Below are 13,349 nucleotides of genomic sequence, written 5' to 3'. Positions count from 1 at the left end.
CAAAGGTACAAAAATTTTAATTTTTCCCTATATTTGTTTCCCGGAAAGAAAAGAAATCAGGAAAAAGCAACTATCCATGAAAATCGTCGCAGACAGTGCCATCCCCTTTTTGCAGGGAGTCCTCGAGCCGTGGGCCGAGGTACGCTACCTGCCCGGCAGCCGGATCGCCGCGGAGGACGTGCGCGATGCCGACGCCCTCATCATCCGCACCCGCACCCGTTGCGACGGGCGCCTGCTCGCCGGTTCGCGCGTCCGTCTGATCGCCACGGCCACCATCGGGTTTGACCACATCGACACGGCATGGTGCGCGGCGCACGGCATACGGGTCGCCACGGCAGCAGGCTGCAACGCCCGCGGCGTACTGCAATGGGCGGGCGCCGTACTGGCCCACCTCGCCCGCACACAGGGATGGGAGCCCGCACAACGGACGCTGGGCATCGTGGGCGTGGGGCACGTGGGATCCCTCATCCGGGAATACGCCTGCCTGTGGGGCTTCCGCGTCGTCTGCTGCGACCCGCCGCGCGAAGAGCGCGAGCATTGCGGGTTCCTGCCGCTGGAAGAGGTCGCACGCCAAGCCGACATACTCACCTTTCACACGCCGCTCGACGCCTCGACGCGGCACATGGCCGGCGAGGGGCTGTTCGCCCGCCTGAAACCGGACGCCGTAGTGATGAACTCCTCGCGCGGCGAAGTGGTCGACGGCGACGCATTGCTGCGGAGCGGCCATTCCTGTGTGCTCGACGTCTGGGAACACGAACCGCACCTCGACCCGCAGTTGCTCGACCGCACGCTGCTCGCCACGCCCCACGTCGCCGGCTACTCCGAGCAGGGCAAAGCCACGGCCACGGCCATGTCCGTGGCCACGCTGGCCGGCTTCTTCGGCCTTCCGCTCCGGGGCTGGTACCCCTCCGAAGCCGCCCCCTCCGTCCCGCGGCCGATCCCGTGGCAGGAGCTTTGCACGACCATCGGCGACGCCTATGACATCGAAGCCGAAAGCTGCCGCCTCAAGGCGCGGCCCGCCGATTTCGAGGCCATGCGCGACCACTACCGCTACCGCAGGGAATACTTTTAGCGAAATCAATTCTTTTTTAGTACCTTTGCGGCCACGGACAATGCCCTTAAGAATATGTACCGGAGAATCATAAAGCCCATACTTTTCTCGCTTACCATCGAGCGGGCACACCATGTGGCGCTTCTGTTGTTGCGCATCATCGGGCTCATACCCGGCGGCCGGTGGCTCCTGCGCAAATGTTACACCGTACGGCACCCGGCGCTCGAACGCGAGGTCTTCGGTGTAAAATTCGCCAATCCCATCGGCCTGGCCGCGGGCTTCGACCGCAACGGCGAGGCCTACCGTGAACTGGCGGCGCTCGGGTTCGGGTTCATCGAAATAGGCACCGTCACCCCGCGCCCGCAGGCAGGCAACCCGCGCCCGCGCGTGTTCCGGCTGCCCAAAGACCGCGCCATCATCAACCGCATCGGGCTCTCCAACCGCGGACTGGACAAGACGATCTGCCACCTGCGCCGCCCGCACGAAGGGCTCATCGTGGGCTGCAACATCGGCAAGAACACCGTGACGCCCCCCGAAAATGCGGCGGCAGATTACCTCCGGCTCTTCCGCAACCTCTACCAGTATGCGGACTATTTCACGGTGAATATCAGTTGCGACAACTCCTGCCGCGAAGGCACCACCTACACACGCACGCACATACTCCAGATACTTGATCCGCTGTTCGACTTCCGCCGCGGGCAGAACCAGTACCGGCCGATCATGCTCAAGGTGTCGCCCGACATGTCGGACGAAGTCATCGACGAAATCAGCGACATCCTGCTCGAAACACCGCTCGACGGCATCGTGGCCACCAACGGCACCCACCGCCGCGAAGGGCTGCATACGAGCCACATGGCGCTCGACAAGATCGGCAGCGGCCGCCTGAGCGGCGCACCGCTCACCCAACGGGCCGTAGAGGTCGTGCGGCGCATCCACACCCGCTCGGGCGGCAACTTTCCGATCATCGGCGTGGGCGGCATCATGAGCCCCGCCGATGCCAAGGCGATGCTCGACGCAGGCGCAGACCTCCTGCAACTCTACACCGGTTACATCTACGAAGGGCCGGGGCTGGTCGGCGAAATCTGCCGTTCGCTGATCGCCGATGCCGAAGCGGCCGCAGCAGCCAAGGCAGCCGCAGAAGCGAGAGCCGAAGAAGAGGCCCGGGCTGCTGCTCAGGCCGCTGAGGCAAAAGCCGCAGCAGCGACGGCTTCAGGCGCACAGGCACCGGAAGCCGGGAAGGCCGCACCCGGAACGGAAACCGCCGCGACAGCCCAAACGCAGGCCGCCGCACCTGCAGAATCGGTGCCGAACCCGTCACCGGAAACACAGAACAGCCCGGCACAACCTGCAGATAACGAACCGGACACCCGCAAGAAACAGCCCGCATCCTGAGCCTCAAATATTGCCATGAAAGCAACGATCATCACCATCGGCGATGAAATCCTCATCGGCCAGATCGTGGATACGAACTCCGTATCCATCGCCAAGCACCTCAACGCCGCCGGCATCGTCGTACACGAAAAGGTTTCGATCGGCGACGACAGCACACAGATCGTCCGGAGCGTGGAACGCGCCCTGGGAGATTCCAACGTCGTCGTCATCACCGGGGGGCTCGGCCCCACCAAGGACGACATCACCAAAAAGACCCTGGCCGGAATGTTCGGCTGCGAACTGGTGCCCGACCAACGGGTCGCCGACCATGTGAAACGCATGCTCGAAGGGCGCGGCATCGAGTTCAACGAACTCAACCGCGGGCAGGCGATGGTTCCGGCCTGCTGCACGGTGCTGTTCAACGCCCACGGCACGGCTCCGGGCATGTGGTTCGAACGCGACGGCAAGGTGGTAGTCTCGCTGCCCGGTGTCCCCTACGAGATGGAACACCTGATGCAGGACGAAGTGATGCCGCGCCTGAAAGCGCATTTCGAACTACGCCAGATCATACACCGCACGATGATCACGGCCGGGCTGCCCGAGTCGATGCTCGCCGCAAAGATCGAAGCATGGGAAAACGCCCTGCCATCCTACCTGAAACTGGCTTACCTGCCCAATCCGGGCGCCGTACGGCTGCGCCTGTCGGCCTATGAGGTCGAGGGCGAAAGCGTTTCGAAGGAGATCGAACGGCAATTCGAGGCACTGCGGAAAATCATCCCCCACAACATCATCGGGTACGAAACGGCCACCATGCAGGAACTGGTACACAAGCTGCTCACCGAGCGCGGGCTGACCCTCGCCACGGCGGAAAGCTGCACCGGAGGCAACATCGCGGCACGTTTCACGGCCATGCCGGGTGCTTCGGCCTATTTCCTCTGCGGCGTAGTTTCGTACAGCAACGCCTCGAAACACGATATCCTGGGCGTAGACCCGGAGGTCATTGCCCGCCACGGCGCCGTCAGCGAAGAGGTCGCACGGCGAATGGCCGAAGGGGCACGACGGATCTCGGGTGCCGACTACGCCATAGCGACCACCGGTATCGCAGGCCCCGCGGGCGGCTCCGCCGAAAAGCCGGTCGGCACGGTATGGATCGCCGTGGCGACCCCACACCGGACGACCGCCATCCTCAAACAGTGCGGTTCCGACCGCGGGCAGATCATCGACCGGGCCAGCGCCTTCGCCATCAGCCTGCTGCGCGACGAACTCAACGGTAAATAATACATTCGTCCCATGCATAGAATACTTGCCTCAACCATCGGTGCACTCCTCGCCCTCACATCCTGCATGCGTCAGCAGCCCGAGGAGCGGGTGCATAAACTCCTGACCGACCGCATCCAGACCCTTGCCACGGCGGAAAGCTGCACGGGCGGTACCATCGCGGCACGCTTCACGGCCATGCCGGGTGCCTCGGCCTATTTCAAATGCGGCGTAGTGACTTACAGCCTCGATGCCAAGCAGAACTTCGTAAACATCTGCTGCGATACGATAGCCCGCTACGGCGCCGTCAGCGAACAGGTCGTACGCCAGATGGCCGAAGGCGTCCGCCATCTGGCAAATGCACACTACGCTATCGCCACGACAGGGATCGCAGGCCCCACGGGCGGCACCCCCGAATACCCGGTCGGTTCGGTATGGATCGCCGTCAGTTCGCCCCTGCGCACCACGGCCCGGCTGATCCATGCCAAAGGCGACCGCACGCAGATCATCCGCGAAGCGGGAACGGCCGCCATCGAACTGCTCGAAGAAGAGTTGCTCGCCGCCCAACCGGGCAAATAGTTTCAAATTACGGCTGATCCGTTTGTTTTTGCAAACAATTTAGCTTATTTTTGCAGCAATTCAGCCCAGCGCAAAATGAAAAGAACCTTATTCCTGTCGGTGTTGTTCGGTATGCTCCTCACCACGGCCCATGCTGAAAACGAAAGCCACCAACAAGTAGACAGTACACTTTACGCCTATTACCGCTGGTGCAACAACAACATACGCGACACGGCCGTCCTCAGCAAGGCGGACACGCTGTTCCGGCTCTCGGGCGAGAAGCACGACATCCGGATGCAGGCCGTCGCCCTGAGCTTGAAAGCCGACCATTACTATTTCAACAACAACCTCGACTCGCTCAAGGCATGGATTCCCCGCGTGCAGGATTTCGCTCGCAAGAATGACCAGATCAAGTATTACTACTTCACCTGGTCGCGGCTGATTCTCTATTATACCAAACAGGCGCAATACACGCTCGCCCAATACGAACTGGAGCAGTATATGTCGCAGGCCGAAAAGGACAATTACAAACCCGCAACCGCCGAGGCATACAAACAGCTCGGACACATCTACCGCACCCGCGGATTGAAAAAACCCGCTGTGGAATACTACCGGAAGGCAATCGATTTCATCATCCAGAACGGGCTCAACACATTCCATCTCTCGAACCTCTATTCGGAACTCGCGACCATGCTGATGGATCTGCAACGCTATCCCGAAGCCGCAGAAGCCGTCGAAAAAGGCAAGGCATGCATTCCGCTACCGGACTACATCTGGGGTCTGAAGGCCAAGGAAACGCACCTGCTCGCCCAGACAGGCCAGACCGACAAAGCCAAAGCACTTTTCAACGAGATCAAGGACGGGCAGAACGGCAACCTCTCGGAGATCAAACTCGCTGAAATCGAGGTCGCCATCTACAACCATTCGCACGAATACGGCAAGATGATCGCCGCAATCGACAAATTGATCAGGTCGTTCGAAAGAGAAGGATACAAGGAATCCTATTTCTACTACCTCTATGAAAACCGTGCAGCCGCCTACGCCGCCCTCGGCAATTTCGAAGCCGCCTACCGGGACATACAGCATTACACCGAACTCTACCACAAACAAGTCAACGACGACAACGAGAAGACACTCGGAGAATTCGCCACGCTGCTCGATGTCAACCGGTTGAACATGGAAAAAGCAGAACTGCGCCAACAGGCGCAGGAAGAGCGCCTGCACCGCACCCAACTGGGCACGATCGGCTTGGCGTGCATTCTCTTGCTGGCCGCTGTCTTCATCGCGGTAATGCTCCGCATGAACCGCCACCTCGCCCGCGCGAAGAGAGCCGCCGAAGAGAGCAACCGGATGAAAGGCATCTTCATCCGCAACATCACGCACGAGATCAATACGCCGCTCAACTCCATCGTCGGATTTGCGGAGCTGGCCGCAGCCTCGGACGATGCCGACGCCGCCGAACGACAATCCTATATAAGCATCATCCAGGAAAACAGCGGCTATCTCCAAAAACTCGTGGACGACGTGCTCTACATCGCCGGACTCGAATCGTCGGAAACCCCGCCGGCCATGAGCCCGACCGACATCAACGAATGCTGCCAGGAGTGTATTCAGAAGGTCTCACAGTCCAGTTCCCGGGCGGTGAGTATCCGTTTTGTCCCGGCACGCGAGAAATTCCACCTGCACACTTCGTGCATGCTGATATCCAAAGCCATCACCGAAATGCTGCGCAATGCCGTACATTTCGCGGCCGACGGAGAAATCACGCTCGCATATACGCTGGACGGCGGCAACCGCCGCATCACATTCACGGTAACCGACTCGGGGCCCGGCATCCCGGCTTGCGAGGCCGAGCATATTTTCGGACGCTTCGTCAAGCTCGACACCTTCTCGCAAGGGCTCGGGCTCGGGCTGACCGTGTGCCGGCTGATCGCCTCGGCCCTGGGCGGCACGATAAAACTCGACACAAATTACAGCGGAGGGGCACGTTTCGCACTTTCGATACCGTTACGTTAAACACTAAAAACCAATACAATAGACCACGCACCGGAAAATTAATGTGGATTATTAATCTTTAATTCTCATTTTTTCCTTATATTTGCACTCCCTTACGGGAATAACGAACAAATTTAGCGAAAACAACAATGAAAGTTTGCGAAATCACAGGCAAGGTAGCGATCGTGGGCAACAACGTCTCGCACTCGCACCACAAGACCAAACGCAAATTCAGCCCCAATCTGAAAACCAAGCGTTTCTGGTTCGAGCAGGAAGGCCGCTGGATCACCCTGAAGGTGTCGGCAGCCGGAATGAAAACAATCAACAAGAAGGGTCTTGCAGTAGCACTGCGCGAGGCTGCCGCACCCAAGTCCGTTTACTAAAACACCGAAGTAACAAATGGCAAAGAAAGGCAACAGGGTTCAGGTCATTCTCGAATGCACCGAACAGAAACAGAGCGGAGTTCCGGGAATGTCCCGTTACATCACGACGAAAAACAAAAAGAACACCCCCGACCGTCTGGAGCGTAAAAAGTACAATCCGTTCTTGAAGAAGGTCACCGTTCACCGTGAAATTAAATAGTTTTGAAGCTCTATGGCAAAGAAAGTAGTCGCAACACTGAAAACCGGCACGGGTAAGAACTTTACGAAGTGCATCAAGATGGTCAAGTCGGACAAGACCGGTGCTTACATGTTCAAGGAAGGCATCATTCCCAACGACCAGGTCAAGGAATTCTTCGAAGAGAAGAAATAAGTATTTTAAGAGCTAATCTTAAATACAAAGGGCATCCGATCGGATGCCCTTTGTATTTCTCCGGCTCTCTCCCGGCGAATCAGAACTTGTGTACCGCGCGCACCAGAAAATTGTTATACTTGGGAATTTCGACGACATAGGGAGGTTCGATACCCATATGCGACGTAAAGGCCGACTTCTCGTCCTTCTCGGTCGAGGAGAAATAGTAGACCAGCCGATCCATACGCTTGCCGCCGTTATTCTTGAGGGCGTTGTTGAACCGGTTACGGGCCTGGCGGCTGGACTGCACACGCGTCCCGCCGCTGTAATTATGGCCGATGTTCAGCAGTTCGTCGATCGACGGAAGGTACCAGCCCTCACCCTTCTCGCGGCACCACTTGAATGCCGGGAAATCGTCCCACGAAAGGTTGTTCTCGGCGATGTAGGCCGCAACTTTCTCCATGTTCACACTGCCGTCGGAACGGTTGTCCGTACCGATGACGCGCAGGTCGGGCTTGCGGAACTCGCTCCAGTGCAGGTAAATCTCATCGAGCGAGATTACCAGCCCGTGCTGGCGGTCGTCGGAGAGCATACACACGACGCCCTTGATCCCGTCCTGGTTATAGAATTCGCCGATCTCGTACTCCTTGACCACATACTTCACCCCATCGGCAGGGCTGGCGGCAGGCGCCTCGGCCGCAGCGGGAGCGGCGGGAGCGGCGGAAACCTTAGCGGGCTCCTCGGCCGGGATGGCCGGGGTCAACGGTGTTGCAGGAATGCTCGCGGCAGCCTTGAAATACTCCTTCTCGCCGTTTGCATATTGGATATAGCTGATTTCCGACACGGGCAGGACGTAAGTCGGGCCGTCGGGATTGGAGAAACGCTTGTAACGAACGGACTCGGGGGTTATCTCCGTCACTTTCGCTTCGACCTTCGAGGCGTCAGCCTTGATTATCAGGTCTTGGGCTGCGACAGTCAGTACGCCGCAAAACGCTGCCAACAGCAGCAGGATCGTTTTTTTCATCATTGCAGGAAATGTATATAGCGCAAATATAACGTTTTTTTCCAAACTTTCTTATTATCTTTGTCAGGATATATAAATATAAGTATGGGATTTTTCGATATTTTCAAAAAGAAACAGGATAGCGCCGCAGCGGACATTCCGGAGAGCCGGCAACAGCAGCAGGAAGAGCTTAACGCGGGGCTCGAAAAGACCAAGACCGGAATCTTCTCGAAACTCGCCCGTGCCGTAGCAGGCCGCTCGACGGTCGATGCCGACCTGCTGGACGACGTGGAGGAGGTGCTGATTACGTCGGACGTGGGCGTGGAAACCACGGTGAAGATTATCCGGCGCATCGAAGAGCGTGTGGCGCGCGACAAATACATGAATACGTCCGAGCTCCAGTCCATCCTGCGCGAGGAGGTCATGTCGCTGATGGAGGAGTCGCACGGCTCGGAGAAGCATTTCGGGCTCGACGCCAGGCAGGGCGAACCCTACGTGGTGATGGTCGTCGGCGTCAACGGCGCGGGCAAGACCACCACCATCGGCAAGCTCGCGGCACAGCTGACCAAGGCCGGGCTGAAAGTCTGGATCGGTGCCGCCGATACGTTCCGCGCCGCCGCCATCGACCAGCTCAAGGTCTGGGCCGACCGCGCCGGGGCGACGATGATCCGCCAGGAGATGGGATCCGACCCGGCATCGGTGGCGTTCGACACGCTGACGTCGGCCAAGGCCAACGGCGCCGACGTGGTGCTGATCGACACGGCAGGCCGCCTGCACAACAAAGTCAACCTGATGAACGAACTGACCAAAATCCGCAATGTCATGGGCAAGGTCATCCCCGGAGCCCCGCACGAGGTAATGCTGGTGCTCGACGGCTCCACAGGACAAAACGCCTTCGAACAGGCACGGCAGTTCACGCAGGCGACGCAGGTCACTTCGCTCACCATCACCAAGCTCGACGGCACGGCCAAGGGCGGCGTGGTGATCGGCATCAGCGACCAGTTCCACATCCCGGTGCGCTACATCGGGATCGGGGAAGGCATCGACCAGCTCCGCATTTTCGACCGCAGGGAGTTCGTGAACGCCCTGTTCGGCCACGAAACGAAATAAAACGCCCCACGCCTGTGAAACCAATCCTCTGGGGCTTATTGCTCGCTCTGGGATGCAGCCTTCCGGGAAAAGCCCAGCAACCGGCCGCGGCAGACAGTTGCCGCATGCAGGCCGACGAACAGGCCGGCACTTCCGCCATGGCAGCACCGACAGCCGGCGACCCCTTCGCGCAGGATTCTGTATGGCAGGAAGCGACGGCCGGGATTCGTGGAACGAAGCGACCAAGGAAAAGCGCTATACGGAGGCATACGACGCATTGAATTCCGCCCTGAAGAAAACCCCGGCAACGCCCCACGCGCTGTCGGACGCTTTGTGGATCGCCCGGGAACTCGGACGGACCAACGAAGAGGTGCAACGGCTCGAATGGCGGCTTTACGCCCTGCTGACATGGATAAGCCTGCTCGGGGAGGGGAGCGAACAGTACCCGGCTGTCGTGGTCAACGTCCGCGACGAATATACCTTCATGTACGATTACATGGGAGTCCGGAAAGTTCTGGGGCAACAACTCATCCGCAAAGACGACGGCATCCCCTACGACAAGATCGACATAGAACCGCTGGACACATCCGACTCCAAAATCTCGGAGGTTTGGTTCGATGTCAGCTACCCGTTCACCATGCTGGCTTCCCCCGGGCATTGGGCGAAAAAACTCACGGGCGAAACACTCACAAAGGACACCGCCCCAGAAAACGAACCCGGCGTCCCGTCCCCGGGAGAATAGCTGGGAACGGGATAGCAACCGCCCCCGGTTTGCGCCGGAACAACGGACGACACACAGTAACAATATAAGTATCAGGCGACAGGCTCCGAAATCGGAGCCTGTCGCCTTTTTTATGTCCGGTTCAACCGAACGGCCCGTGTAGGGAAGTCAATTATACGCAATCTGAGGATTCAAATACGCAAACCACGCCCAGCAAGAATTTCGATATACATAATTTTGAATATCAAATTTCCACATATTACAAATCGACGACAAACACCCGCGATTATTTAAATTATTTTAATAAATCAAGCCAACCTATTCGGTGCAAACCGAGCCTCTATACCAATAATACTAATATTAACCTTAACTCTATGAAAATGAATTTGACTACTTCGGAGAAGAACAGGGGCATCGTCCGCTTTCTTCTGATGAGTATGCTGCTGTGCCTACTCATTCATCCGGCCCAAGCGCAAGACCGCGTCACGGTTACAGGGCGTCTGACCGACACCAGCCATGCACCGCTCATCGGCGCTTCGGTCATAGAACAAGGGACGACCAACGGCGTTACGACCGATACGGAAGGTAACTACCAGATCTCCGTAAGCGGCAACGCGACCCTCGGCTTCTCGTTCATCGGCTACAAACCCCAGAGCGTCGCAGTCCTGAACCGCACCGTGATCGACGTCACGCTGGAGGAGGATGCCACGATGATCGGCGAAGTCGTAGCCATCGGTTACGGTTCGCAGCGCAAGGAAGACCTCTCGATGGCCGTGACGACCGTCAAGCTCGACGAAGCGGCCAAAAGCCGCGCCTCGAACCTGGCGACCATCCTCCAGGGCCGTATGCCCGGCGTCACCGTACAGCAGACCGGCGACCCGATGAAACCCGCCTCGTTCACCATCCGCGGCCGCGGCTCGAAAGGCAACGACGACGACCCGACCTCGGGCGACGGCGTACTTGTCGTCGTGGACGGCGTGCCCAACGCCCCCTACATGATGGAGGACGTCGAGACGATCACCGTGCTCAAGGATGCCGCCTCGGCTGCAATCTACGGCGCATCGGTAGGTTCGAGCGGCGTCATCCTCATCACGACGAAGAAGGCCCAGAGCGGCAAACTCCGCGTAGACGTGAATGTCTCGCTCGGCTTCGAGAAGGTGACCAACCTGCCGAAGATGCTCACGGCGGAACAGTACAACGAAGTGTGGGCAAAAACCGTGGAGAAGAACCCCGGCAGCCAGCTTCCCAGCGCCTCCAACCCGGAGGTATACCCCTGGGGCAACGTAACCCGCACCGACTGGCTGGATGAGATTTTCCAGACCGGTTTCACGCAGCACTACGCCGCAACGATCTCGGGCGGCAGCGAGAAGGTACAGTCCATCTTCTCGGTATCCTACGACAAGAAGGACGGCGTGCTGCTCAACACCTACAGCGAGAGTTTCAACGGCAAATTGCAGACCGACTTCAAACTCACCAACTGGCTCAAGATTTCGGAGCGTGCGTCATTCGTGGTATCCAACGGGCAGGGCAACGTGGACACCAGCCACCAGGGCCCGATCATGGGTGCCATATGGTACCCGCGCGCGGCTTCGGTCTACGAGATGAACGAGGACGGGACATACGCCCGCGACGAGAAGGGCAACCGCTATTACGGCGGTACGAGCCCCGAGTGGGCGGACGTGAACGGCACGCCGATGCTCTACAACCCGGTAGCATACCTCGAAAGGATGCACCGCAAATACCCCGAGCATAAGATCTTCTCGACGACCTCGATCGAAATCAAGCCGATCTCGTCGCTGACGATCAAGTCCGACTTCACGGTCGACCTGCGCAACAAGGAGTCCGACGAGTTCTACCCCACCATGACGGAGAAAGGCCTGCGGCGCGACATCAACTACCGCGAACAGTTCTTCGACCGGGACAACCACTGGCTCTCGGAGACGATCGCGACCTACGCACAGGTATTCGGCCGGCACCACATCAGCGCGATGGCGGGCTTCACGGCCGATTTCAAGAGGCTGCACAGCCGGGAAGTCTATTCGAGAGGGTATCCCGACAACGATATCAACAGTTCGATTTGGGATCAGGCCAACGACTGGACTTCGAACACGCCCAAGGAGAGCAAATACGAACAGACCATGGTGTCGTTCCTGGCCCGCCTGGGTTATTCGTTCGACGACCGCTATTTCCTGGTGGGCAGCGTGCGCCGCGACGCATCCTCGAAACTGCCCACGAGCAAGAACTACGACTGGTTCCCCTCGGTATCGGGATCGTGGAAACTCTCGTCCGAAAAATTCTTCCAGAATGCAGGCCTCGACAAGGTTTTCGACCTGGTCAAGTTCCGCGCAGGCTGGGGGCGTATCGGTAATGTCGACCTCTATCCAAACAACGTCGCCACCGTCGAGCTCCTGAACTACCAATACCCGATCATCTTCGGCCAGAACCTCGACCAGTTGCTCCAGGGAACCTACCTCAACACGATTCCCAACTATTCCGCCCGCTGGGAAACCACCGAGCAGACCAGCGCGGGCCTCGACCTGACGATGTTCAAGAACAAACTGAACATCAGCGTGGATTACTACCACAAGGTAACCAAAGACCTGATCGACTACATTCCCACGCCCGAGCAGATCGGTGTGGCGGATCCTCCCATGGGCAATATGGGCAACGTACTGAACAAAGGCTGGGAGTTCTCGGTGAACTACAACGGCAGTGCGGCACAGGGCAAGCTGACCTACAACGTCTGGGGCAACTTCTCGACGAACAAGGGTTACGTACGCGAATACGGGGTACGCCAGGGCGCCGTGATGCACACCTCGCCCAACCTGAACAGCAACCCGATCCTCTACTCCGATGCAGGGCAACCCTGGTATTCGTTCATGGTCTACCGCACGGCAGGCATCTTCCGTTCGCAGGACGAAATCAACAAGTACATCTACAAGAACCCCGAAACCGGCGAGGCGAAACTGCTGATGCCCGACGCGAAGGTCGGCGACCTGATCTTCATCGACACCAACAACGACGGCGTGATCAACGACGACGACAAGACCTTCGCAGGTTCCTACACCCCCAAGAACACCTTCTCGTTCGGAGGCTCGCTCAACTGGAAAGGCTTCGACTTCAGCTTCTTCTTCCAGGGCGTGACCGGCAACAAGGTCTACAACGGCCTCAAGCAGATGGCCATGAACGGCCGCAACGACTACGGCAACCTCATTTCCGACGTATTCAACAGCTGGGACTTCGACCCCCAAGGCAGCAAATACCCCCGCCTGGCCCTGGTTACGGGCAGCGATACGAACGGTAACTACAGCAAATTCTCCGACATATTCCTCGAAGACGGCGACTACCTGCGCCTGAAGAACATCACGCTGGGTTACACGCTGCCCAAGAGCGTCAGCCGCTTCGTCGGGATGGAGAACGGTTCGCTGCGCGTCTACATGAGCGTCGACAACGTATGCACGATCACCGGTTATTCGGGCGTCGATCCCGAGGTCGGCAACTACGGTATCGACCGCGGTGTTTACCCCGTATCGCGTTTCTTCAATTTCGGTGTGAACATTAATTTCTAACCA

12 protein-coding genes are annotated in these 13,349 nt (G+C 58.5%); 11 read left to right on the top strand and 1 reads right to left on the bottom strand.

Features of this window, described 5'->3' with window-relative positions:
- Positions 1 to 76: 76 nt before the first annotated feature.
- The 8 genes from B3C38_RS02625 to B3C38_RS02590 all read left to right on the top strand — a co-directional run bounded on the left by B3C38_RS02625 (position 77) and on the right by B3C38_RS02590 (position 6,985).
- Positions 77 to 1,072, top strand: coding sequence for a 4-phosphoerythronate dehydrogenase (locus tag B3C38_RS02625; protein WP_286725091.1), 996 nt, complete (start codon positions 77 to 79; stop codon positions 1,070 to 1,072).
- A gap of 54 nt (positions 1,073 to 1,126) precedes the next feature.
- Positions 1,127 to 2,443 carry a quinone-dependent dihydroorotate dehydrogenase gene (locus B3C38_RS02620; protein ID WP_286725088.1) on the top strand — a complete coding sequence of 439 codons (1,317 nt, stop codon included), beginning with the start codon at positions 1,127 to 1,129 and terminating at the stop codon, positions 2,441 to 2,443.
- 15 nt (positions 2,444 to 2,458) lie between these two features.
- The gene (locus B3C38_RS02615) at positions 2,459 to 3,700 is read left to right on the top strand and encodes a competence/damage-inducible protein A (RefSeq protein ID WP_022333729.1); all 1,242 of its coding nucleotides are present in this window, start codon (positions 2,459 to 2,461) and stop codon (positions 3,698 to 3,700) included.
- A gap of 12 nt (positions 3,701 to 3,712) precedes the next feature.
- Entirely contained in the window at positions 3,713 to 4,258 is a 546-nt protein-coding gene (locus B3C38_RS02610; RefSeq protein WP_022333728.1) for a CinA family protein, read from the top strand.
- Positions 4,259 to 4,333: 75 nt separating this feature from the next.
- Positions 4,334 to 6,253 carry a tetratricopeptide repeat-containing sensor histidine kinase gene (locus tag B3C38_RS02605; RefSeq protein WP_022333727.1) on the top strand — a complete coding sequence of 640 codons (1,920 nt, stop codon included), beginning with the start codon at positions 4,334 to 4,336 and terminating at the stop codon, positions 6,251 to 6,253.
- Between the two features lie 128 nt (positions 6,254 to 6,381).
- Entirely contained in the window at positions 6,382 to 6,615 is a 234-nt protein-coding gene (gene rpmB, locus B3C38_RS02600; RefSeq protein ID WP_286725081.1) for a 50S ribosomal protein L28, read from the top strand.
- A gap of 16 nt (positions 6,616 to 6,631) precedes the next feature.
- Positions 6,632 to 6,814, top strand: a complete 183-nt coding sequence (gene rpmG / locus B3C38_RS02595; protein ID WP_018696729.1) for a 50S ribosomal protein L33 — start codon at positions 6,632 to 6,634, stop codon at positions 6,812 to 6,814.
- A 12-nt stretch (positions 6,815 to 6,826) separates the two neighbouring features.
- Positions 6,827 to 6,985: a DUF4295 domain-containing protein gene (locus B3C38_RS02590; RefSeq protein WP_009596369.1), complete on the top strand. Its 159-nt coding sequence runs from the start codon at positions 6,827 to 6,829 to the stop codon at positions 6,983 to 6,985.
- 79 nt (positions 6,986 to 7,064) lie between these two features.
- On the opposite strand, the gene B3C38_RS02585 is transcribed toward B3C38_RS02590, so the two are convergent.
- Positions 7,065 to 7,991, bottom strand: a complete 927-nt coding sequence (locus B3C38_RS02585; protein ID WP_286725072.1) for a hypothetical protein — start codon at positions 7,989 to 7,991, stop codon at positions 7,065 to 7,067.
- Positions 7,992 to 8,072: 81 nt separating this feature from the next.
- On the opposite strand from B3C38_RS02585, the gene ftsY reads away from it, so the two are divergent.
- From ftsY to B3C38_RS02570, 3 genes are all read left to right on the top strand, one after another.
- Positions 8,073 to 9,077 carry a signal recognition particle-docking protein FtsY gene (ftsY, locus tag B3C38_RS02580; protein ID WP_117508004.1) on the top strand — a complete coding sequence of 335 codons (1,005 nt, stop codon included), beginning with the start codon at positions 8,073 to 8,075 and terminating at the stop codon, positions 9,075 to 9,077.
- Positions 9,078 to 9,258: 181 nt separating this feature from the next.
- Positions 9,259 to 9,798: a DUF4919 domain-containing protein gene (locus tag B3C38_RS02575; RefSeq protein ID WP_022333724.1), complete on the top strand. Its 540-nt coding sequence runs from the start codon at positions 9,259 to 9,261 to the stop codon at positions 9,796 to 9,798.
- 353 nt (positions 9,799 to 10,151) lie between these two features.
- A complete protein-coding gene (locus B3C38_RS02570) occupies positions 10,152 to 13,346 on the top strand; it encodes a SusC/RagA family TonB-linked outer membrane protein (protein WP_286725068.1) in 3,195 nt (1,064 codons plus the stop codon).
- Positions 13,347 to 13,349: the final 3 nt, after the last annotated feature.

The sequence above is a fragment of the Alistipes sp. UBA1686 genome, from assembly GCF_002320215.1.
Lineage (GTDB): Bacteria > Bacteroidota > Bacteroidia > Bacteroidales > Rikenellaceae > Alistipes > Alistipes onderdonkii.
Note: the sequence above shows the minus strand (reverse complement) of the source record. Positions and strands in the feature narration are given on the sequence as shown.